The sequence below is a fragment of the Streptomyces sp. ISL-43 genome (genome assembly GCF_018614195.1).
Taxonomy (GTDB): domain Bacteria; phylum Actinomycetota; class Actinomycetes; order Streptomycetales; family Streptomycetaceae; genus Streptomyces.
Genome location: NZ_JAGGOT010000029.1, coordinates 360,394 through 381,286 on the forward strand (window position 1 = coordinate 360,394; position 20,893 = coordinate 381,286).

Genomic DNA, 20,893 nt, shown 5'->3' on the forward strand with positions numbered 1-20,893 from the left:
TCGGCAGGGCGCCCGACACCCGGGTCACGGAGGGGACTTCAGCGCGCGGTCTCGTAGCGGGCAGCCCTGTCCGAGACCGCCTTCAGCAGCGGGGCCAGCCCGTCGACCAGCTTCTGGTAGTCGGCGACCCGGCCGTCGGACCACTGACCCAGTCCGACGGCCATGACCCGGCCCTGACTCGTGAAGGACTGCACCATCCCGCTGTCGGCCGGCAGGACCGGCAGGCCGGATCCGGGCGGCGGAGCCTGCGCGCCCACCTGGTGGTCGTCGAAGGCCATCGACAGCCGCGTCACCAGCCGCACGGCGTCCCGCGGGTCCTTCAGCGTGAACAGGGCCAGGTTGTACTGGTTGCCGTGCGCGTCCTTGTACAACGCCACCTGCTCGCCCACGCAGCCCCCGCTGTCGGAGAGGGCGGCCGCGAGGCCCGGGCCGACCGAGTCGGGCTCGGTGCAGGACTCGAGTACGACCGCGCCCACCTTGGTGAAGGTGCCGCCCTTCCCGTCCGGAACCTGGGCGGGGAACGCCTCGGCCAGCGGGATCATCGGCCGTTCGCCGGCCGTGGTGGAAGAGCCGGCCGACCCCGCTCCCGGCTTCCCCTGCGCCTCCGCCTGCGTGGAAGTCGGTGCGGTCACACCGGCGTCGAACGGCGATCCGATGAACTTCAGCGCGACGAAGGCCAGTCCCGCCAGCAGCAGCACGGCCAGGACGGCGCGGGGCCACGCCCGCTTCGGCACGAACGGCTCCGCGGAGGGCGTTCCCGCGGCGTGCGCCAGGACGAAGGCATTCCATTCGTCCTCGTCCGGACCGTTCTGACCTGCGGGTATCTCATTGCTTTCCGACACGTTGGAACCCTAGTGATCACTGCGGCCGGGCTGAAGACCCGGGGATCACGGACTGATCACGGACTGGTCACTTCCCGTATAGCGGGGCAGAGACGAGGGGCCGCGGCGGCGGGGAGCAGTCAGTATCCGGTGGCGGGAAGGTGTTCCTTCATCCGGCGGATGATCTCGGTGCGCTGGCCGGCCCGGAGGGTGCCCGGGCATGCGTGCGCGCCCCACGGGACGCCGCCCATGGCGTGGGTGCCCAGCCCCGGTTGGTCCGGGCGCTCGCTGACCGCCGCCGGCCAGCCGTGCGCGCCGGAGCCCCAGGCGTAGATGCGGGCGACAGCGTCGACCTGCGCCTCGGTGAGTGCCCGGGTGGCGAAGCCGGAGGTCTCGACGGAAGCCCACGAGCCGTTGCCCTCCACCTGCGCCCAGGCTCGGTCGAGGACGGACACGTACTGTTCCGTCTCGCCTTCCTGCGAGACCCAGAAATGGGCGGAGGCTTTGATCCCGGGAGTGCCGAACCGCTCGTACAGGGACCCCTCGCCCTCCTGGACGTGGAGGACGAGCCCGCGTTGCGCGTCGCGCTCGCCGGCGACGAAGTTGCGCTCCAACGGTTTCCTGGCCACTCCCGGCATCCATCCGGAGGCGGCGGGGGAGGTGGAGGGCGATGCCTCGGGCCGACCCTTGTCGTCACGGTCGTCGCCCTGCGGGTCGGGATCGCCGGACCCGGCGGCGAGGAGGGAGCCCGCGGCAGCGGCGAGGAGCAGGGCTCCGCCGCCGGTCAGCAGGCGGCGCCTGCCGGTGGCCGGGGGGACGGGCTTCCGGTGGTTCATCAGCGATATCGGGCTTCCTGAAGGTGCCTCGAACGGGAAAGCGATTCTTCAGGGCCTTCATGATGAGAATTTGAGCACTGGATGATCGTTTGATGACAGTACGAGCGTCTCGGACTGTGACGAACTGGTCATCTGGCGCACACCGCTCGCGCATATGGGATACGGAGACTGGCGCCTGATCCAGAACGGCACGAGCAAGGCGGTGTACGGCATGACTGCGGTACCGGTGGAGGGCGCGACGCCCGAAGCGGCGGGACGGGAACCGGACTCGGAAGGGGCGGCGCCCCAGCCCGTCGAGTCGGCCGGGCCGGTGGACGCGGCGGACGCGGCGGATGCGGTCGACACGGCGGGTGCGGTGGACGGGGCGGACGCGGTCGACACGGCGGACGGCGCGGACGCGGTGGACACGGCGGATGCGGTCGACACGGCGGGTGCGGCGGACGCGGTCGACACGGTGGATGCGGTGGACGGGGCGGATGCGGTCGGCGTCCCCGAGTCGGACAGCGAGACGACGAGCCGGTTCATCGCGCTCAAGCCTCTGGAGGAGGTCCCGCCGGCGCGGGCGGCCGTACCGCCGCCCGTGCCGGCCGCAGTGCCCGCGCCCACACCTGTACCCGCGCCCGCGCCCGCCCCCGGGGGCACCGCCGAGCAGCCGCTGCCCCCGCTCGACCTGCTCGCGCGGCTCACCAACACCCCGCCGCCGCCCGAGACACCGCGACGGACGGCGGCCCGCCGCCTGCGGATCTGGGTGCCGGTCCTCCTCCTGCTGGGCGTCGTACTCGCCGTCGTACAGGTGCTGAGGCCGCTGCCCGCGGCCGCTCTGGCCCAGGGGGACGCCCCGTCCGTCTTCACCCTCGACGGCCGGTTCGACGTGCCCTGGCCCGAGAAGGGCCAGGCCGCCGTACGCGTGGGCGGCGCCGGTGACGTGGGGACCTTCGGGGAGCAGAAGCCCGTGCCGACGGCCAGTGTGGCCAAGGTGATGACGGCCTACGTGATCCTCAAGGGCCACCCGCTGAAGAAGGACGAGGCAGGCCCGTCGATCGAGATCGACGCCAAGGCGGTCGCGGACGGCACCTCGGAGAGCGAATCGCGCATCGAGGGGCTGACGGCCGGAACCCGCTTCAGCCAGCAGGAGATGCTCAAGATGCTGATGATCCCGTCGGGCAACAACATCGCCCGTCTACTGGCCCGTTGGGACGCCGGCAGTGACTCCGAGGCCGCGTTCGTGGAGAAGATGAACGCCGAGGCGCAGGCGCTCGGTATGACCTCCACCACGTACACCGACCCGAGCGGGCTCGACGCCAAGACCGTGAGCACGGCCGTCGATCAGCTGAAGCTGGCCGAGGCCGTCATGGGGCTCGACGCCTTCCGGGCGATCGTCCAGCTGCCCAGCGCCACCATCCCGGGCCTGTCGAAGCAGCTCATCAACAACAACGACAACCTGCTCGTCTCCCCGCTCAGCATCAAGGGCATCAAGACCGGCTCCAGTTCGGCGGCCGGCGGCGCGCTGATGTGGGCGGCGTACAAGACCGTGGGGGACAAGACCCCGCTGATCCTCGGCACGATGCTCGACCAGCGCGTCACGGGAGGCGACCCCAGCGGCTCCAACAGCCTGATCCTGGTGAAGGACAACAGCCAGAAGGTCATCGAGGCCGTCCGCAAGGCACTGACCTCGGCGTCCGTGGTCAAGAAGGGCCAGGTCGTCGGCTACGTCGACGACGGGCTCGGGACCCGCACGCCGGTGGTGGCCACCCAGGACACCGCTGCCGTCGCCGTGCCGGGCCAGAAGCTCGAACTGAGCCTGGTGGTCGGCGAGAAGGGCATCCCGCGCGAGGCACGGGCGGGCACCGAGATCGGCGTACTGACCATCGGCACCGGACCCGGTGCGCCGAAGGTCCCCGCGGCGCTGGGGACGGACCTGTCCGCACCGTCCTTCGGCGCGAGGCTCACGCGCCTTGGGTAACGAGAGGAAGCAGCAGACCATGCCCGCCACATCGAGGATCCTGCGCCGCTCGGCGGTGACCGCGGTGGTGGCCCTGGCCGCCGGCGCCCTGTCCGCGTACATCGCGGTGGCCGGTGACGGCGACGGACTGGCCGTCACCGCCGCCGGCCGCTTCGCCTCCGGCTACGTCCCCTACGCCGTCATCGTGTTCCTCGTCGCGGCCGTCGCGCCAACAGCCGTGCACGCGGTCGCGCGGGCGGTGGTCTCTCAACTGATCATGGTGTGGGGCTACTACGCGTGGGGTCCGATGACCAACTTCACCGCCACGCCCAACCGGGCCCTGCACTACGCGGAGAGGTGGAGCATGGTCGCCCTGACCGCCGTACCGATCGCCGCGCTGTGCGCCTTCGCGGTGGGCTGGGCGGTCCGGAGCATGCTGGCACCCCGGACCGCCCGCGCCGCGAACGGGGCCCGGGTCGAGGCCTGAACCCGGTCCGGCTCGGGCTCCGGCTCGGGCTCCGGCTCCGGCTCGGGCTCCGGCTCCGGCTCCGGCTCCGGCTCCGCTAAGGCGTGGCCGGTCGCGCGGGCGCCCAGCGGCTCCATGCGGGAATGGCCTCGCGGGCCCCGAGCCAGTCGGCCGCGACACCGCCGGTGCCGGTGCGGGCCGCGACCACGCCGCCCGCGATCGCGCAGGTGGTGTCGCGGTCACCCCACCCGGCGACGGTCTGCCACAGTGCCTCGGGCAGGTCGTCCAGGTGCCCCGCGGCGGACCACAGGGCGAACGGCACGGTGTCCGGGGCCGAGATGCGCCACCCCGAGCCCAGTACCGACGCGGCGTGGCGCACCGACGTGCGCGCGGAGAAGCCCGCGGCCACCCGCAGGCCCGAGCGGACGTCGCTCTCCGGTACGTGCGCCGCGACCTCGCGGAGGAACTCCCCGCGCGCCGGGGCCTCTTGACCTCGGCCCGCCGCCGCCAGCGCGGCGGCGACCGCCACGGCCACGGCGCCCGCGACGGCCTCCGGGTGGGCGTGGGTGGCCAGCGCGGAGAGCCGCGCCTGCTCGGTGGCCGCGATCAGGTCGTCCTGGAACCAGGCGCCGAGCGGCGCGACCCGCATCGCGGCGCCGTTGCCGTAGGAACCCTGTCCGCCGAACTGCTCGGTGGTGACGCCGCGCCAGTCCTCGCCCTCACCGATGCGCCGCAGGACGCCGTGCATGGACGGACCGTACTTGCGCCCCGGGTCCCGGTCGTACTCGGCGGCGAACTCCCGTGCCAGGTCGCCGGGATGGACCTCGCCGTGGGCCGCCAGGTGGCCGAAGAGCACGAAGGCCATGGCGGAGTCGTCCGTCCAGAGCCAGGGTGTGGGGCGGGTGCGCCGCGCCGCCCACTGCTCCTCGACGTTCTCACCGGAGAGCGTGAACCAGCTGTCACCGAAGGCGTCGCCCATCACCAGGCCGTCCAGGGAGGCGTGGGCGGCGGCCCGGCCCGCCGGGCCTGCCTGCGCTGTCTGGCCCGTGGGGGCGGACGGGAGGTGCTGCGGGGTGCTCATCGGGAGTCCTTCGAACGTCGGTCGGTCGCACCATCCTCACCGCCGGCCGCCCCGGCCCGGAAACGGATTTACCGGCCGGCGATCGGCGAGACCGCGACACAGCCGCCCGCCATGGCCGCTTCGCCGGTGGCCTCCTTGATGACCTTGCCCTTGTAGATGACCTTGCGGGTCAGGTCGGCGGCGCCGTCGAGCGCGACGGGGGAGACGGCGGCGGGCATGATGCCGCGCAGGGTCACCTTCTTCTTCCACGGGGCGACGGGTTTGTCGACCGTCGCGAGGTTCGGGGCGGTGGCCGTGCCGCCGCCGTCGTGGAAGGTGATCGAGTCGACGCTCTTGCCCGTCACCTCGTACGTGACCTCGTACGTCTCGTTCACGGCCTTGTCCCCGGAGCCTTCGGAACAGCCGGCGACGCCGAGGGCCGGCAGTGTGGCGCCCGACCCGCCTGCGGTGAGGCATGATCGGAGGATGTCTGATCGCATCATCGCCGCCTGTGACGGGGCGGCCAAGGGAAATCCCGGGCCGGCCGCATGGGCATGGGTCATCGCCGACGTCCACGGACACCCTGAGCGCTGGGAGGCCGGACCGCTCGGACGGGCCACCAACAACGTGGGTGAACTGACCGCTCTGCAGCGGCTGCTGGAGGCGGTGTCCCCCGGCACGGCTGTCCAGGTGCGAATGGACTCCCAGTACGCCATGAAGGCCGTGACGCAGTGGCTCCCTGCCTGGAAGCGCAACGGCTGGAAGACGGCGGCGGGCAAGCCGGTGGCGAACCGGGAGCTCGTGGAGAGCATCGACGTGCTGCTGACGGAACGGGACGTGGAGTTCCGCTACGTCCCCGCGCACCGCGAGGACGGCGACCACCTGAACGCGATCGCCGACCAGGCGGCCAGTGACGCGGCCGTCAGCCAGGAACCGGCCGGCACCGCGCTGGGGCACGCGTCCATGCCGATCCCGGCGCCGGCTCGCAGCACGCCGGCCCGCAGCACGCCGGCCCGCAGCACGCCCGCGCGCCGCGCGTCGGCGGGGGCGTCGACCGCGACGGGAACCGGCGCCGCGCCCGCCCGGAAGGCGGGGTCCGCGCGGGGGAGCGCGACCATCAAGGCGAAGTTCTCCGGGACGTGCCCGTGCGGCAAGCCGTACCCGGCGGGCGAGAAGATCACCAAGCTCGGCTCGCGCTGGGGACACCCCGGCTGCGGCGGCGCCGACGCCGAGTAGCAGCGCGCCCGGCTCCTGCGGGGTCTTCGCGCCTCCGCCGGATCCGGCCTGGTCGGCGAGGGCCCATGCAATGGTTTCGTTCGAAAGAAAACGTAAGTTTTGACTTTCGCGCGCTACGCTGACCTCGACCAGGGATGCAGTCGAGGGGAGCTCCACCGTGCACGCAGAGGAACGACAGCAGGCGATCCTGCGCCGGGTCCGAGAAGCGGGATCGATGCGTGTCACGGAGTTCGCGGCGGAGCTCGGCGTCTCCGTGGTGACGGTGCGCAAGGACGTCGAAGTCCTCGCCGAGCGCGGTCTGCTGGCCCGGGTGCACGGCGGGGCGATGCTGCCCGAGGACTGGGCCGAGACCGTGCCCCCCCGGACCGCGCCCGCCGCCGCGCCCGCCGCCGCGTCCGCCGCCGACGCCGGCCGGCCCCGCGGAGCCGCAGTCGGCCGGCCCCTGACGCTCGGACTGATCGTGCCGTCCTCCGCCTACTACTACCCCGATGTGATCAAGGGGGCCCGGGAGGCCGCCGACGCCCTGGGCGTACGGCTCACCCTCGCCGTGTCGACGTACGACGTGGACACGGAGAAGGCGCAGGCGGCGCGGATGGTCGCGGACGGCGTCGACGGCCTGCTGCTCGCCCCCTCCGCCGCCGGCGTCGAGGGGAGCCCCGGCGGCCCGTGGTACGAGGAGCTGGGCGTGCCCGTCGTCCTCGTCGAGCGCCGCCCCGAGCAGCAGGCGTCCGCCTGCGAGCACGTCGGCACGGATCACGGCTACGGCGCCCGGCTGGCGGTGCGGCACCTGCTGGACGCCGGGCGGCACCGGATCGCCCTCGTGATGCGCGGCGGTACCCCCACCGCGCCCTGGATCAAGGAGGGTTACGACGCGGCGATGGCCGAGGCCGACCCGGCGGCGTCCGGCGACACGCTCTTCCTCGACCTCGCCGAGTACGACGCCGGCGAGGCCGCCTACGAGCAGGCGATGGCCGAGTTCGTCGAGGGGGTGCGGGCCGGCCGTGTCGACGCCGCGCTGGTCCATCCCGACCACGAGGCCGTGGTGATGCTGCAGCGGTTGCGGAGTGCCTCGCTGTCCGTGCCGGGCGACGTCGCCCTGGTCTCGTACGACGACGAGGTGGCCTCCCTCGCGGACCTGCCGCTGAGCGCGGTGGCGCCGTCGAAGCACGAAGTCGGGGTCACCGGTGTGGAGTTGCTCGTACGCAGGCTGCGGGAGCCGGGCCGGCCCCGGCGCCGGATCGCCATCCTCCCCGAGCTCCGGGTACGCGCGTCCAGCGAAACGTAACCGTTACTTCGCTTTCCTTTCTCTAGCTTTGTTTTTCTATTGACTCGCTTCTGCTCTGGCCGAATGATGTGCATCACCTCGCCGCATCGACGGCTCGCATCTGAGGAGCAGAGCAGTGAAGCTCACTTCCCGTACCTCCCGCGTCGCCCTCGCCACCCTCTCACTGGCCCTGTTCGCCACCGCCTGCGGTGGGAGCGAGGGCGCCGCGCCCAAGGCCGGAGCCCCCAAAGAGCCGGTCAACCTGACCTATTGGGGCTGGACCGGCGGTGCCCAGCAGGTGGTGGACGCCTTCAACGCGTCCCACCCGGACATCAAGGTCACCTTCTCGGCCATCACCGGTGGACCGGACGGATACGCCAAGATCAGCAACGCGATCAAGGCCGGGAACGCCCCCGACGTCGCGGGCATCGAGTACCCGACCCTCCCGGAGTTCGTCAGCCAGGGATTCCTGGAGGACATCAGCTCCCAGGCCGGCGGCACCGTGAAGTCGAAGTTCCCCCAGGGCGTCCAGGAGCGTGTGACGCTCGGCGGCAAGACGTGGGCCGTGCCGTACGACGCCACGCCGAACCTCCTCTACTACCGCAAGGACCTCTTCAAGAGCGCGGGCGTCGAAGTCCCCAAGACCTGGGACGAGTACAAGGCGGCTGCCGAGAAGATCAAGGCCGCTGACAAGAACGTGCGCATCGGCGGCTGGGGCAATGACGACGCGCCGCTGCTGGCCGCGCTCTCCTGGCAGGCCGGCGCCAAGTGGTACGGAACCGAGGGCGAGGCCTGGAAGGTCGCCATCGACGACGCGCCCTCGCGGAAGGTGGCCTCGTACTGGGAGGGCCTGGTCAAGGACGACCTGGTGATGAACCTGAAGATCAACGGACCGGAGTTCGCCAAGGCCAAGGCGGACGGGGTCATGGCCAGCTTCATCGGCGCCTCCTGGAGCGCCGGCGGCACGATGGCCGCGCTGGCCAAGGACTCGGGCAAGTGGGGCGTCGCCCCGCTGCCGAACTGGGGCACCCCGGCCACCGGCATGTTCGGCGGCACCAGCTACGCCGTCACCAAGGGCAGCAAGCACGTCAAGGAGGCGGCCGAGTTCGCCGCGTGGGCGGCCACCAGCCCCGAAGGCGTCAAGGCCCGCCTCGGCAGCCTGAAGGCGCCGAGCAGCAGCCTGCCCGCCAGCCCCGAACTGCGCACGATCGCCTCCGCGGCCTTCGACGACAAGGGCTTCTTCGGCGGCGACGACGTCTACAAGATCGCCGGAGCGCAGGTCGACACCATCGTCGCCGGCTGGGTCTGGGGTCCGGTGCAGACCGCGACCAACACGGCCATCCAGGACGCCGGGCTGAAGAGCACCCTGGCCGACGGACTCGCGGCCGGCCAGAAAGCCGCCGAGGAGGCCATCAAGGGCCGAGGGCTCAACCTCGCGAAGTAGGCGCCGGCCGGGCCCGGTTCGGCCCGGTCGGGCCAGTCCGCCCCGTCCCCCGCCCGCTCGTGCCGGGTACGCCCCGCGACGTGTACCCGGCGCCCTCCTCCCCGTCCGCAGCGCACCACCAAGGAGCCCAAGGTGGCAGCACCACTCACTCGTTCCGCGCGCGGCGCCGCGCGCAGGCCGGCCCGGCCGGGCCAGGGCAAGGCGGTGGCCGTCTTCCTCACCCCGTTCTTCCTGCTCTTCGCCGCCGTCCTGATCCTGCCCGTCGGCTACGCGGTCTGGATGAGCTTCTTCTCGGAGCGCTCCTCCGGTCTGGGCTTCGGCGGCACCGAACGGGTCTTCAGCGGGCTCGGGAACTACACGAAGGCGCTGACCGATCACGGCTTCACGTCCTCGTTCCTGCACGTGGCCGCGTACTGCGCGCTCTACATCCCCGTGATGATCGGCGCGGCGCTCGCCCTGGCGCTGCTCGTCGACTCGGCCGCGGCCAGGGCCAAGCGCCTCGTACAGTTCGCCGTCTTCATGCCGCACGCGGTTCCCGGACTGATCGCGGCGGTCATCTGGATCTACCTCTACACGCCCGGCCTGAGCCCGGTCCTGAGCTGGATCGAGGCGGCGGGCGGCCACTGGGACTTCTTCGCCGAGGGGAGCGTCCTGCCGTCGATGGTGAACATCGCGGCGTGGCAGTGGATCGGCTACAACATGATCATCTTCTTCGCCGCCCTGCAGGCCGTGCCCCGCGAGGTCATCGAGGCCGCCGTCATGGACGGCGCCGGGGGACTGCGCGTCGCCCTCCGGATCAAGTTGCCGATGATCCGCTCCGCGGTCTTCCTCACCCTCCTGTTCACTTGCGTCGGCGTCGTCCAGATCTTCAGCGAGCCGATGCTCCTCTCCCAACGGGCCGGCTCCATGGGGTCGGACTGGAGCCCGATGATGTTCATCTACAAGGCGGCGTTCGAGCGGCACGACTACGGTCTCGCCTCCTCCGCCTCCCTCCTGATGGCCCTCGTCGCGGGCACCCTCTCCTACGTCGTCACCCGGATCGGAAAGCGAGGCGGCTCGGCATGAGAACACAGACGGTCCCTTCGGCGTCGCCGGCGGGTGCCCCTCCCGGCTCCGCGGCCACTGCCACAGCCGACGCCGGCACGACCGGCACCCCGCCGGAGCGGAACCCCGGGTCCGGGCCGGGAACCGGGACGCGGCAGAACCGGAGGCGGGCCAGGGAGCGCATGGGCGGTGCGATGGCTTCGAAGGCCGTGGTCAACGCCGTGCTCCTGGTGGCGGTCCTCTACACCCTCATGCCGTTGACCTGGCTGCTGATCGCTGCCACGAAGAACCACGCCGACCTCTTCGGAACGGCCGGCTTCCGCTTCGGGGAGTTCCACCTCTTCGACAACCTCGAAGCCGTGTTCACGTACGACGACGGCATCTTCGCCCGCTGGCTGCTCAACAGCGTCCTCTACTCGGTCGTCGGATCGCTGGCATCCTCGCTGATCAGCGTCGCCGCCGGATACTGCTTCGACAAGTACCAGTTCCGCGGCAAGGGCGCGCTCTTCGGCCTCATCCTGATCGGCACGCTCCTACCGGGCGTCGTCATCACGCTCCCGCAGTACCTGCTCGCCTCCGAGGTCGGCATCGTCAACACGTACTGGGCGATCCTCGTCCCGTCGCTCGTGAACCCCTTCGGCGTCTACCTGGCCCGGGTCTTCTCCGAAGGCTACGTACCCGGCGAGGTCCTGGAGGCCGCGCGCATCGACGGGGCGAGCGAGATACGGGTCTTCCGCTCGATCTCGCTGCCGATGCTCATGCCCGGCTTCATGACCCTCTTCCTGTTCTCCTTCACCGCCAGTTGGAACAACTTCTTCGGGCCGCTGGTCATGCTCAACGACCACCACCTGTACCCGGCGGTGCTCGGCATCTACAACTGGAACCAACTGGTGGTACAGAACCCGGAGTTGTACTCGCTCGCGATCACCGGATCCCTGGTGACCGTCATCCCGCTCGCCATCGCCTTCATCGGCCTGCAGCGGTTCTGGCGCTCGGGCCTCTCGGCGGGAGCCCTGAAATGACCAGCCGCGACATGACCAGCCGCGACATGACCAACCTCGATATGACCAGCCGTCGAATACCCGGCAGTGAAGCGATCCACAAGCCCCGCACCGTCCTCGCCATGGATCAGGAGACGAAGGCCGCACTCCTGGACGGGCCGGCCCTGGCCCGGCTCGGCGCCACCGCCCGACTGGACCCCGCACTGCTCGTGACCGACTTCTCCGCGGCCGACCCCGCGCGGGTGCGCGACGCCGAGGTCCTGCTCACCGGCTGGGGCTGCCCGCCCCTCACCGAGCGGGCGCTCGAACTCCTTCCGGCCCTTCGCGCGGTGGTGCACACCGCCGGCAGCGTGAAGGGGCTGATGACGGAGGCGGCCTGGCGGCGCGGGCTGTCCGTCACCAGCGCGGCCGAGGCGAACGCCCGGCCCGTGGCCGAGTTCACCGTCGCCGCGATCGTCTTCGCCAACAAGCGGGTCCTCGCCACCGCACGGGCCTACCGGGAGGCCCGCATCCAGCTGAACCCGCTCGGGCTCTACCCCGGGATCGGCAACTACCGCAGGACCGTCGGCATCGTCGGCGCCTCGCGCATCGGCCGCCGCGTCATCGAGCTCCTGCGCTCCTACGACGCCCAGGTGCTGGTCCACGACCCGTACCTGGAAGCGGACGAGGCCAAGGCCCTGGGGGTCGAGCCCGTCTGCCTGGACGAGTTGATGGTCCGCGGCGACGTGGTGAGCGTTCACGCCCCGCAGACCGCCGAGACCCGTCACCTGCTCGACGCCGGCCGCCTCGCGCTCATGCGCGACGGCGCGACGCTGGTCAACACCGCGCGCGGATCGCTCGTCGACACGGACGCGCTCACGGCGGAACTGGTCTCCGGCCGGCTCCACGCCGTGCTCGACGTCACCCACCCCGAGGTGCTGCCGTCCGACTCACCCCTGTACGACCTGCCGAACGTCCTGCTCACCCCGCACATCGCCGGCTCCCTCGGCAACGAACTGGGACGGCTCGCGGCCTGCGCCGCCGAGGAGTTGGAGCGGTACGCCCGAGGACTTCCGTTCGCGTACGCCGTCCATCCGGCGAGTCTCGCCCACTCGGCCTGAAGCCCCGCCGCCGCACCAGGAAAGCACCCCATGACGCCCGGCCCCACCGATCCCGTCCCCGATCCCGTCTCCGATCCCGTCTCCGGTCCCCTCGCCGATCCCCTCGTCCCCACGCCCGGGCAACTCGCCTGGCAGGAGGCAGGGTTCGGACTCTTCCTGCACTTCGGCATCAACACCTTCAACGGCGTCGAGTGGAGCGACGGCGCCCTGGACCCGGCCACCTTCGACCCCGCGCAGCTCGACGCGCGCCAGTGGGTGCGTACCGCCGCCGAGGCCGGAGCGAAGTACGTCGTGCTGACCGCCAAGCACCACGACGGCTTCTGCCTCTGGCCGACCGCCACCACCGAGTACTCCGTGGCCTCCTCGCCCTGGAAGGACGGAGCGGGTGACGTGGTCGCCGAACTGGCAGAGGCCTGCGGGGAAGCGGGCCTCGGCCTCGGGCTGTACCTCTCGCCCTGGGACCGCAACGCGGACTGCTACGAGGAGCCCGCCGCGTACGACGCCTTCTACCTCCGCCAGCTCACCGAACTCTGTACCCGCTACGGGCCGTTGTGCGAGCTGTGGTTCGACGGAGCGGGCTCCGAGGGCCGCACGTACGACTGGGACGCCGTCATGGCCGTGATCGACCGGCACCAGCCCGACGCCATGGTCTTCAACATGGGGCTCCCGACGATCCGTTGGATCGGCAACGAGGAGGGCCTCGCCGCCGACCCCTGCCGCTACGTCACCGACTCCACGGGCATCAGCCTGTACGACGATGGCCGGACCCCGCTCGAATCGGCCCGCTACCTGCCGCCCGAATGCGACGTGCCCATCCGCTCGAACTGGTTCTGGCAGCCGGACGACCAGGACACCCTCAAGAGCCGCGAGGACCTGCTGGACATCTGGTACTCCTCGGTGGGCCTGGGCGCGGGCCTGCTGCTGGGCGTCCCGCCCGACCGGCGCGGTCTCATCGACGACGCGGACCGGTCCCGGCTCCTCGACTTCACCACGGAGCTGGCGCGACGCCTGGGCGATCCGCGCGAGGCCGCGCTCACGCTCGACGGAGAGGACGTCGTGGCGGTCTTCGACCCGCCCGTCCGCGCCGACCACCTCGAACTGCGCGAAGACCTCACCCGGGGGCAGCGTGTCGACACCCACGAGGTCTGGGCGGACGGGCGGCTGATCGCCTCGGGCGGCACGGTGGGAGTCCGGCGGGTCCACCGGCTCGAGCCCGTCACCCTACGGACACTCCGGATACGCCTGACCGGCCCCGGCGCCCACCTGAGCTCGGCAACGGCGACCGGACCCACCACGTGACGGTCACCCACCACGGTCCGGCGAGGCCTCGCCGAGACCGACTTCCCGGCCGGGCGCAGTGCATGGCGCCCGGCCGGGAGGGGTTCGGGTGGGGGCTGGGGTCAGGCGATCTGCCAGCGCTGGTAGGTCGAGCCGCTGTTCGGCTGCTGGGTGGCCGGGGAGCCGTCCGCGCCCGACGCGGTGGTCAACAGCAGCCCGCTCTTCTTGTTGGCCACCGAGTAGTCGCCGGAGCCGAGCGCCGTGATCAGCCAGCGCTGGCTGTCACCGGTGCCGCAGGTGGCTTGGACCACCGCCGCGCCCGGGGCGGTGGAGGCGCCCGCCACGTCCGCGCAGAGGCCGGACGAGCCGTTGGCCATGGTGTAGCTGCCGTCGGTGTTCAGGGTGAGCCGCCACTGCTGGTTGGAGCCGCCGTGCGGTGTCCAGGTGATCAGCTGGGTGCCCGAGGTGCTGGAGCTCGCCGGGTCGTCGAGCGCCTTCCCGGCGGCGGCGAGGGTTCGGGTCCCGCTCAACTGGCCCCCGTACACCTCGAATTCGTACAAGGAGTAGCCGTACGTGGTGCCGCGCTGGGTGGCGTACACCCGGATGTAGCGGCCCGAGCCGGACAGTCCGGTCAGGTCCTGGACCCCGCCCGTGCCGGTGGTGGTCGAGTACGCGGTGCGCCAGGTGGTCTGGTCGTCGGACAGCTGGATCTGGAAGGCCTTGCCGTACGCGGCCTCCCACCGCAGGACCACGCGGTTCACGGCCTGGGTCGACCCGAGGTCGACCTGAAGCCACTGCGGGTCGCTGTACGAGCTCGACCAGCGGGTGCCGGGATCGCCGTCGGTCGCCTGCGGGGCGGGGAAGTTGGCGGTCTCGGTACTGGAGGCGGTGGTGGGCCGGTTGCGGGCGAGATTGCCCGGCTGGGCGAGCCCCGGCCAGGCGGGGTTGTGGCCGATCGCGGCCACGATCGTGGTGAAGTCGGCGTAGGCGGCGACCAACTTCGGTGAGCCCCAGGTCTGTTGGGCCAGCCCGCGCAGCGGGTTCTGGATGCCGGCGGCGATCTGCGTCTCCGTCTCGGCGTTGGGGTTGTCGCACCACACGTGGATGAGCGAGCCGGGGTTCTTCGAGGGGTCGGTCAGGGTGGCGCCGCCCTCGAAGCGGTCCGGGGTCCAGGTCTCGTACATCCACTTGGTGTCCGGCTTCGCGCCGCCGAGCACGTAATAGGTGGGCGTCCAGGACTCGTTGGCGACGGTGTGCCCGGCCGCGACCAGCTGTTGCGGGGTGAGTCCGTAGCTGTACCAGTACTCGACGAGGATGTCGGCGTTGGGAGTGACGGTCCCGTCCCCGGCCTTGATGCCGTCGTTCCACATCCGGGTGGTCTTGCCGCCGGCCCGGACCAGGCCGTCGGCCCAGTTCACGAACCCGTAGTAGGTGTCCTTGGCGGTGGCGTTCGCGCCGTAGTGGGAGCGGGCATAGCTGAGCAGCTGCGGGTACTTGCTGTAGTCGGTCACGTACTCGTCCGCGCCGATGTGCCAGTACGGGGCCGGGAACAGCGGCAGGTACTCGTTGATCAGGTCCTTGATCAGCGTGTACGAGGCGGGCAGGGACAGGTCGATGAAGTCCGGGCTGACCGCGCCGGAACTGCTCTTGAGCTTGAGCTCGGGGTGGGCGGCCAGGATCTGGTTCATGTGCCCCGGAGTGTCGATCTCCGGCACGATCGTGACGTGGTACTTGTGCCCCAGCGCGACCAGGTCGGCGATGTCCTGCTTGGAGTAGTGGTCGGCGGAGACGATCTCGGGATGCGTCGAACTCTCCAGCCGGAAGCCGAAGGTGTCCGACAGGTGGAAGTGGAAGTAGTTGAGCTTGAGGTAGGCCAGCTCCTTGATGTGCTGCTTGACCCAGTCGACGGTGAAGAACTTCCGGCCCTGGTCGATCATGAGCCCGCGCTCGGCCTTGGTGGGCCAGTCCACCGCCGTTCCGGCCGGCACGGAAGCCGACTGGTGCAGCAACTGCAACACGGTACGGGTGCCGTTGAAGGCGCCGGTGTCGGTCCCTGCCTGGAGCGAGACGGACTGCCCGACGGTCATCCGGTACCCCTCGGCGGGCAGCGAAGCGTCACCGAGGCTCAGGCTGATGTCGCCGGGAGAGGCGCTCCCGGTGACCACGGCCACCGTGCGCCCCGCCAGTGCGCCCAGGTCCTCCGCGAACGTGGCCGCTTCGTCGGAGAGTTGGGCGGCGTGGGCGGGATCGACGACGATCCGGCTGGTGCTCGTGAAGCCGTACGTACCGGTGCCGGCCGTCCACTGCCGCAGCGCCGGCACGGTCTGCGGCGCTCCGGCGGCAGCGGCCGCCTGTACGGGTCCGGTGCCGGCGGCCGTGGCAGCGGCGGCGCCGCCGGTACCGGGCAGGGAGAGTGCGGCCACCGCCAAGGCAGAAGCGGTGACGAATCTGAGCAGACGCATGGCGAGTCCCCAAGGGTGGTGAGGGCAGGGGGGAGTGCACGACTGTGTCTCCCTCCAGCCGTGACTGCTGGAGGGAGTGGCCAAAGTGCAGCGCAGCGCCCGGACTATGTCAAGAGTTGCTTGAAACTACGTCCGAATGAGCATGATCGAGCATATGACCCTCGGAATCGGCCGCCAGCCCGGCCAGCAGACGCAGTGCCGCATCGGAGGGGGAGGACTCGGCGGCGCTGTAGAGCAGCATCCGGTGGCCGGTGCCGTCGCTCAGGCGCAGGTTCTCGAAGTCCAGGGTCATCGCACCCACGGCCGGATGGTGCAGCACCTTGGTCCCGACGGTGCAGTCGCGCACCGGATGCCTGGACCACAAGGCCGCGAATTCGGGGCTCCGCAGCATCAGGGAGCCGATGAGCTCGGCGAGCGCGCGGTCCTCCGGATTGCGGCCGGCGACCAGCCGCAGCGCGGACAGGGCGACGCGCGCCTCGCTCTTCCAGTCCGTGTACAGCTCCCGGGTGTGCGGGTCCAGGAACAGCATCCGGGTCAGATTGGGGCGGACGGCCGGGTCGTCCGGGCTCGTGAAGCCGAGGTGTCCGGCGAGCAGGACATGGCCCAGCGGATTCCACGCGAGCACGTTGTTCCGGCCGTCCAGCACCACGGCGGGCACCTGCGGCATCGCGCCGATCAGCCGTCGTGTGGCGGCCCGCGCGTACTCGGGCCGCGGAGACCGCACCCGCTTGGCCTTCGGCGGCCGCGCGAGATCTCGTAGATGCGCGTGCTCGTCCGGGGTCAGGCGCAGGGCGCGGGCCAGCGCGTCGAGAACGCTGTCCGAGGCGTTCGTACTCTGCCCCTGCTCCAGGTGGGTGTAGTACGTGATGCTCACGCCGGCGAGCAGCGCGAGCTCCTCACGGCGCAGCCCTGGTACGCGCCTGCGGGTGCCGTGAGCCGGCAGCCCGACGTCCTCCGGCTGGAGCCGGGCGCGGCGGTTGCGGAGGAAGTCTCCCAGGGCGGTGGCTGTGTCCATGCCCTCCAGTGTGCCGAGGAGCCGCCGCGAACGGGGGCCGCGAGGGTGGCCCTGGCAGTGACAGCTTCCCCGGTGCCAGCACAACCAGGGGGCTGGGTAACACCCGGCGACCGGGCCAGAGTCGCTTCCCGGAACACCTTTTGTCGTGTGTGAGGGAAAGGACGCAAGACGATGTCGGTTGCGGGGAGTGCGTGGGTCGATGCGGGTCCGGGAGAGAACGGGATCCTGAAAGGGGCCGGTGAAAGGGGACGCGGAGCGAGCGGACAAGGCGGAGGGAGCGGACAAGGGAAAGGGAGCGGACAAGGGAAAGGCCAGGTTCGTCTCGAAGGGCGGCAGGTCCTGGTCCTGACGGTCCTGCTGGTGGCGCAGTTCATGCTGGCCGTCGACTTCTCGATCCTCAACGTGGCGCTGCCGGTGATCGGTGACGGACTCGGCTTCTCGCTCTCGAGCCTCCAGTGGATCGCGACGTCGTTCGCGCTCAGCGCCGCCGGGTTCACTCTCCTGTTCGGCCGGATCGCGGACCTTTTCGGCCGCCGCCGGCTCTTCCTGGCGGGTCTCGCGGTCCTGGCCCTGTCCTCCCTGGTCGGAGGCCTGGCCACCACCTCCGAAATGCTCCTGGCCGCCCGGGTCCTGCAGGGCCTGGCCACCGCCGCGGTCACCCCGGCGGGCCTGTCCCTCCTGACGACCTCCTTCCCGGAGGGCCCGCTGCGCCAGAAGGCCCTGGGCCTCAACGGAGCCCTGATGTCGGCCGGGTTCACCACGGGAGCCGTCCTGGGCGGGGTCCTGACGGACCTGCTCTCCTGGCGCTGGGCGTTCTTCGTCAACGTGCCCGTCGCCCTCGCGGTCCTCGTCGTCGCCCCGGCAGTCATCAAGGAATCACGCCCCACCCTCCGCCCGAAGCTCGATCTGCCCGGCGCCACCACGGTCACCCTGGGGCTACTGGCGCTGATCTACGGTCTGACGCGAGCGGGTGAGCACGGCTGGGGCTCGGCGTCGGCGCTGGTGTGGCTCGCCGTGGGCGTGGCCCTCCTGATCGCCTTCTACGCCGTCGAGTCCAGGGCGGCCGACCCCCTCGTCCCCGTCTCGGTGCTGAAGAAGCGCACGGTCGCCTGGGGCAACACCGCCGGACTGGTCGCCTTCCTGACGGAGACGAGCCTGGTCTTCCTGATGACGCTCCACCTCCAGGAGGTCCTCGGATTCTCCGCGCTGACGGCCGGTCTCTCCTTCGGGGTCCTGGGCATCGGCACGGTCATCGGAGGCTCGCTCGCACCTCGGGTCATCGCCGCCACGAGCACCCGTACGACCCTGGTCATCGGTGGACTCCTCCAGGCCGCGGCCACCTTGAGCCTGGTCGCCCTCGGCGAGTCCCGCACCGGCATGTGGCTCCTGCTGATCGCGACCTTCGCCGGCGGCATCGGCAACATGTTGGTGATCGTCGGATTCATGGTCACCGCCACCACCGGCCTGCCCGATCACGAGCAGGGCATGGCCACCGGCCTCGCCACGATGACGCAGCAGATCGGCATCACCATGGGAACCCCGGTCATGAGCGCGATCGTGGCGACCCGGACCGACATCCACTCCGGCATCACCACCGCGATCGTGGTCAACACGGCGATCGTCCTGGCCGGGACCCTCACCACGGTCTTCCTCCTCGGCCGGAACGCCGACCGTCCCCGCCGCTGATCCCACGTCCACCACCCGCGGACGAGGGGCCGTACGGTCACCGCCAGTCGGCCGCCCGGAGCACGGCCGTGGCGGTGGCCTGGACGGCCGTGGCGGTGGCCCGGACGGACACGGCGGTGGCGTCGACCGATGCCCGGGCAGGTCCAGGGGCCGGACGCGGCGGCGACCAGGACGGGCCGGCCATCAGTCCCAGAAGTTGAAGAGCACGGTGCCGACGGTCTCAGGCTCCCAGTACTTGATCTGGTTCCACTCCGCGTCGGCGAGCGCAGAGGCGTCCGCCTCCGAGAACGGCGACCTGAGCAACGACGCGCTCAGGATGACGAAGCCGTGGTCGGTGAGGGGGGCCGCCCAGGCGGGCGGGTCCTGGAACTCGTCGGTGAAGGCGTAGCGGCGTTCGTCAACGAAGGCGATCAGCGGGTGGTGCGCGTGGAACAGTGCGACGTGCGTACCGTCTTGGTCGGTGATCGTGGCGCTGTGGAAGTTCTGCGGGTACCTCTGCTCGACGAAGTCTCCGACCTGCCCGCCGGCAGCCCGGGCCGCGGCGTGCCAGGCGGCACGGCAGGCGTCGATATCGGTGTCCGGCAGCGGTGGTTCGGAGATGTGTCGGAAGCCCGTCGCGCCCCGCTCCAGGCGGTAGCCGGCCTGCGAATCGTCCATCCTTTGATCTTCGCAGGGAATCCCGGCCTTTAGGCCAAGGCCGTGAAGTTAAGGGCTGATCGGCTCTGTCAAGTGGTCTTGGTGAGGGTTCTGGTGAAGCCGGGACGCGGGAAGCGGAGCCCGGTAGAACTGGCAGTCGACCAAGACAGCCGTTCACGTCACCGGAGGCTCCGCTGTCGGACCAGTGTGTCATCAGCCGTGAAATCTCGGTAGCCGCAAGGGTGTTCGCGCCAGGGCATCTGGGTGAGCTGACCCAGATCGTGCCGGTCGAGATGGTCGACGCGGTGCTCACCGAGTGCGGGTCCGTCCAGGAACGGATACGCAAGCTCCCCGCCCGGGTCGTGGTCTATGTCCTGCTTGCGGCGGGTCTGTTCGAGGGGTGCGGATACCCGGCGGTATGGCTCAAGCTGACGGGCGCCTTGTCCTGGCTGCCGGTGCCGCGGGTGACCGCCACGGCACTGTGGCAGGCCCGCTGCCGACTCGGGGTGCGTCCGATGCGGGCCCTGTTCGACCTGTTGCGCGGACCGGCCTCGGCGGTCCGCACGGCCGGCACCCGGTGGGCAGGATTGCTGGTCGTCGCGGTCGACGGGACACATCTGGACGTCGCTGACGACCAGGAGGTCCGTGCGAAGCTGGGCAAGGCGTCCAACCAGTACACCGCCGCCTCGGGGTACCCGCAGGTCCTGCTGGTCGCTCTGGTGGCCTGCGGGACACGGGCGGTGATCGACGCGGTGTTCGGCCCCGGGAAACCGGGTGAGTCGATCCTGGGCCGCCGCCTGGCACGGTCCCTGCACCCCGGCATGCTCGTCCTGCTCGACCGGGGCTTCGCCACCACGGGCTTCCTGAACACGACCGCTTCCAGCGGCGCCCACTTCCTGGCCCGCCTCTCCTCCCACTGGAAGCCTCCGGTCCTGGCCCGCTACCCGGACGGCTCGTTCCTCTCCCGCATCGCCGGCATCGAGGTCCGCATCGTGGCCTGCGAGATCACCATCGCCACCAGCCAGGGACAGCGCACCGGGGTCTACCGGCTGGCCACCACTCTGCTCGATCCCCACCGCCACCCGGCGTTCGAGCTGGTCAGGCTCTACCACGAACGGTGGGAAGTGGAATCGGCCTACTTCGAGATCAAAAAGACGATGCTGGGGCGCCGCGTCCTGCGCTCCCGCACCTGGCCCGGCATCGCCCAGGAGATCTACGCCCTGCTCAGCACCTACCAGCTGATCAGGATCGCAATCTCGGACGCCGCGCAGACCGCTGGCACCGATCCCGACCGGTGCAGCTTCACCACCGCCCTGAACACTGCCCGCGACCAGGTCACCCAGGCCGCGAACGTGATCGCCGACACCATGATCGACCTGATCGGCGCCATCGGCCGCGCAATCCTGGACCAGCCCATGCCTGCCCGACGCGTCCGCCTCAGCCCCCGCGCCGTCAAACGCCCCATGTCCCGCTACGCGCACAAAAGTCTCCGCGTCGACCGCCACACCTACAAAGCCACCATCAACATCGACATCCTGTTGACAGAACCGATCAGCCCTTAACTTCACGGCCTTGGCCTTTAGGCCGGGAGGGAATGCGCTC

General features: G+C 70.9%; 18 protein-coding genes. 11 read left to right on the plus strand and 7 right to left on the minus strand.

What is annotated here, in order from left to right; genetic code table 11:
* Positions 1 to 38: 38 nt before the first annotated feature.
* The gene (locus J7F03_RS17745; RefSeq protein ID WP_214950460.1) at positions 39 to 842 is read right to left on the minus strand and encodes a hypothetical protein; all 804 of its coding nucleotides are present in this window, start codon (positions 840 to 842) and stop codon (positions 39 to 41) included.
* A gap of 119 nt (positions 843 to 961) precedes the next feature.
* The gene (locus J7F03_RS17750) at positions 962 to 1,657 is read right to left on the minus strand and encodes an N-acetylmuramoyl-L-alanine amidase (protein ID WP_214950461.1); all 696 of its coding nucleotides are present in this window, start codon (positions 1,655 to 1,657) and stop codon (positions 962 to 964) included.
* 211 nt (positions 1,658 to 1,868) lie between these two features.
* Here J7F03_RS17750 and J7F03_RS17755 point away from each other — a divergent pair, with 211 nt between their 5' ends.
* Complete coding sequence (locus tag J7F03_RS17755; RefSeq protein ID WP_214950463.1) at positions 1,869 to 3,620, plus strand: D-alanyl-D-alanine carboxypeptidase family protein; 1,752 nt, start codon at positions 1,869 to 1,871, stop codon at positions 3,618 to 3,620.
* A 19-nt stretch (positions 3,621 to 3,639) separates the two neighbouring features.
* Positions 3,640 to 4,086, plus strand: coding sequence for a hypothetical protein (locus J7F03_RS17760; RefSeq protein WP_214950464.1), 447 nt, complete (start codon positions 3,640 to 3,642; stop codon positions 4,084 to 4,086).
* A gap of 76 nt (positions 4,087 to 4,162) precedes the next feature.
* Here the strand turns inward: J7F03_RS17760 and J7F03_RS17765 are convergent, their stop codons facing one another.
* Entirely contained in the window at positions 4,163 to 5,146 is a 984-nt protein-coding gene (locus J7F03_RS17765; protein WP_214950465.1) for an ADP-ribosylglycohydrolase family protein, read from the minus strand.
* Positions 5,147 to 5,214: 68 nt separating this feature from the next.
* Entirely contained in the window at positions 5,215 to 5,613 is a 399-nt protein-coding gene (locus J7F03_RS17770) for a hypothetical protein (RefSeq protein ID WP_214950526.1), read from the minus strand.
* On the opposite strand from J7F03_RS17770, the gene J7F03_RS17775 reads away from it, so the two are divergent.
* The 7 genes from J7F03_RS17775 to J7F03_RS17805 all read left to right on the plus strand — a co-directional run bounded on the left by J7F03_RS17775 (position 5,612) and on the right by J7F03_RS17805 (position 13,513).
* On the plus strand, positions 5,612 to 6,361 hold the full coding sequence (locus J7F03_RS17775; protein WP_214950466.1) for a ribonuclease H: 750 nt from the start codon (positions 5,612 to 5,614) through the stop codon (positions 6,359 to 6,361). The genes J7F03_RS17770 and J7F03_RS17775 overlap by 2 nt on opposite strands.
* A 157-nt stretch (positions 6,362 to 6,518) precedes the next feature.
* Entirely contained in the window at positions 6,519 to 7,646 is a 1,128-nt protein-coding gene (locus tag J7F03_RS17780; protein ID WP_214950467.1) for a substrate-binding domain-containing protein, read from the plus strand.
* Positions 7,647 to 7,761: 115 nt separating this feature from the next.
* A complete protein-coding gene (locus J7F03_RS17785; protein WP_214950468.1) occupies positions 7,762 to 9,069 on the plus strand; it encodes an extracellular solute-binding protein in 1,308 nt (435 codons plus the stop codon).
* A gap of 204 nt (positions 9,070 to 9,273) precedes the next feature.
* A complete protein-coding gene (locus J7F03_RS17790) occupies positions 9,274 to 10,134 on the plus strand; it encodes a carbohydrate ABC transporter permease (protein WP_374104358.1) in 861 nt (286 codons plus the stop codon).
* Complete coding sequence (locus J7F03_RS17795) at positions 10,131 to 11,135, plus strand: carbohydrate ABC transporter permease (protein ID WP_214950470.1); 1,005 nt, start codon at positions 10,131 to 10,133, stop codon at positions 11,133 to 11,135. The genes J7F03_RS17790 and J7F03_RS17795 overlap by 4 nt, the downstream gene beginning before the upstream one ends.
* Before the next feature lie 41 nt (positions 11,136 to 11,176).
* Positions 11,177 to 12,214 (plus strand): hydroxyacid dehydrogenase, encoded by a 1,038-nt coding sequence (locus J7F03_RS17800; RefSeq protein WP_374104359.1) that lies wholly within the window; start codon positions 11,177 to 11,179, stop codon positions 12,212 to 12,214.
* A gap of 30 nt (positions 12,215 to 12,244) precedes the next feature.
* The gene (locus J7F03_RS17805) at positions 12,245 to 13,513 is read left to right on the plus strand and encodes an alpha-L-fucosidase (protein WP_214950471.1); all 1,269 of its coding nucleotides are present in this window, start codon (positions 12,245 to 12,247) and stop codon (positions 13,511 to 13,513) included.
* Between the two features lie 101 nt (positions 13,514 to 13,614).
* Here J7F03_RS17805 and J7F03_RS17810 read toward each other — a convergent pair whose 3' ends face one another.
* Positions 13,615 to 15,954, minus strand: coding sequence for a family 20 glycosylhydrolase (locus J7F03_RS17810; protein ID WP_214950472.1), 2,340 nt, complete (start codon positions 15,952 to 15,954; stop codon positions 13,615 to 13,617).
* Between the two features lie 109 nt (positions 15,955 to 16,063).
* Positions 16,064 to 16,969 (minus strand): helix-turn-helix domain-containing protein, encoded by a 906-nt coding sequence (locus J7F03_RS17815; RefSeq protein WP_214950473.1) that lies wholly within the window; start codon positions 16,967 to 16,969, stop codon positions 16,064 to 16,066.
* Between the two features lie 171 nt (positions 16,970 to 17,140).
* Between J7F03_RS17815 and J7F03_RS17820 the strand changes: the two genes are divergently transcribed.
* Positions 17,141 to 18,655 (plus strand): MFS transporter, encoded by a 1,515-nt coding sequence (locus J7F03_RS17820; RefSeq protein WP_214950474.1) that lies wholly within the window; start codon positions 17,141 to 17,143, stop codon positions 18,653 to 18,655.
* Between the two features lie 183 nt (positions 18,656 to 18,838).
* Here J7F03_RS17820 and J7F03_RS17825 read toward each other — a convergent pair whose 3' ends face one another.
* Entirely contained in the window at positions 18,839 to 19,312 is a 474-nt protein-coding gene (locus tag J7F03_RS17825) for a hypothetical protein (protein WP_214950476.1), read from the minus strand.
* A gap of 221 nt (positions 19,313 to 19,533) precedes the next feature.
* Between J7F03_RS17825 and J7F03_RS17830 the strand changes: the two genes are divergently transcribed.
* Positions 19,534 to 20,853: an IS4 family transposase gene (locus tag J7F03_RS17830; protein ID WP_214950478.1), complete on the plus strand. Its 1,320-nt coding sequence runs from the start codon at positions 19,534 to 19,536 to the stop codon at positions 20,851 to 20,853.
* The last annotated feature ends 40 nt before the right edge of the window (positions 20,854 to 20,893 follow it).

Bases quoted from the DNA above. Each gene is read 5' to 3' on its own strand.
- J7F03_RS17825 (WP_214950476.1), bottom strand. From the start codon at position 19,312: ATGGACGATTCGCAGGCCGGCTACCGCCTGGAGCGGGGCGCGACGGGC.
- J7F03_RS17810 (WP_214950472.1), bottom strand. From the start codon at position 15,954: ATGCGTCTGCTCAGATTCGTCACCGCTTCTGCCTTGGCGGTGGCCGCA.
- J7F03_RS17805 (WP_214950471.1), top strand. From the start codon at position 12,245: ATGACGCCCGGCCCCACCGATCCCGTCCCCGATCCCGTCTCCGATCCC.
- J7F03_RS17815 (WP_214950473.1), bottom strand. From the start codon at position 16,969: ATGGACACAGCCACCGCCCTGGGAGACTTCCTCCGCAACCGCCGCGCC.
- J7F03_RS17750 (WP_214950461.1), bottom strand. From the start codon at position 1,657: ATGAACCACCGGAAGCCCGTCCCCCCGGCCACCGGCAGGCGCCGCCTG.
- J7F03_RS17795 (WP_214950470.1), top strand. From the start codon at position 10,131: ATGAGAACACAGACGGTCCCTTCGGCGTCGCCGGCGGGTGCCCCTCCC.
- J7F03_RS17765 (WP_214950465.1), bottom strand. From the start codon at position 5,146: ATGAGCACCCCGCAGCACCTCCCGTCCGCCCCCACGGGCCAGACAGCG.
- J7F03_RS17800 (WP_374104359.1), top strand. From the start codon at position 11,177: ATGACCAGCCGTCGAATACCCGGCAGTGAAGCGATCCACAAGCCCCGC.
- J7F03_RS17760 (WP_214950464.1), top strand. From the start codon at position 3,640: ATGCCCGCCACATCGAGGATCCTGCGCCGCTCGGCGGTGACCGCGGTG.
- J7F03_RS17755 (WP_214950463.1), top strand. From the start codon at position 1,869: ATGACTGCGGTACCGGTGGAGGGCGCGACGCCCGAAGCGGCGGGACGG.
- J7F03_RS17820 (WP_214950474.1), top strand. From the start codon at position 17,141: ATGTCGGTTGCGGGGAGTGCGTGGGTCGATGCGGGTCCGGGAGAGAAC.
- J7F03_RS17775 (WP_214950466.1), top strand. From the start codon at position 5,612: ATGTCTGATCGCATCATCGCCGCCTGTGACGGGGCGGCCAAGGGAAAT.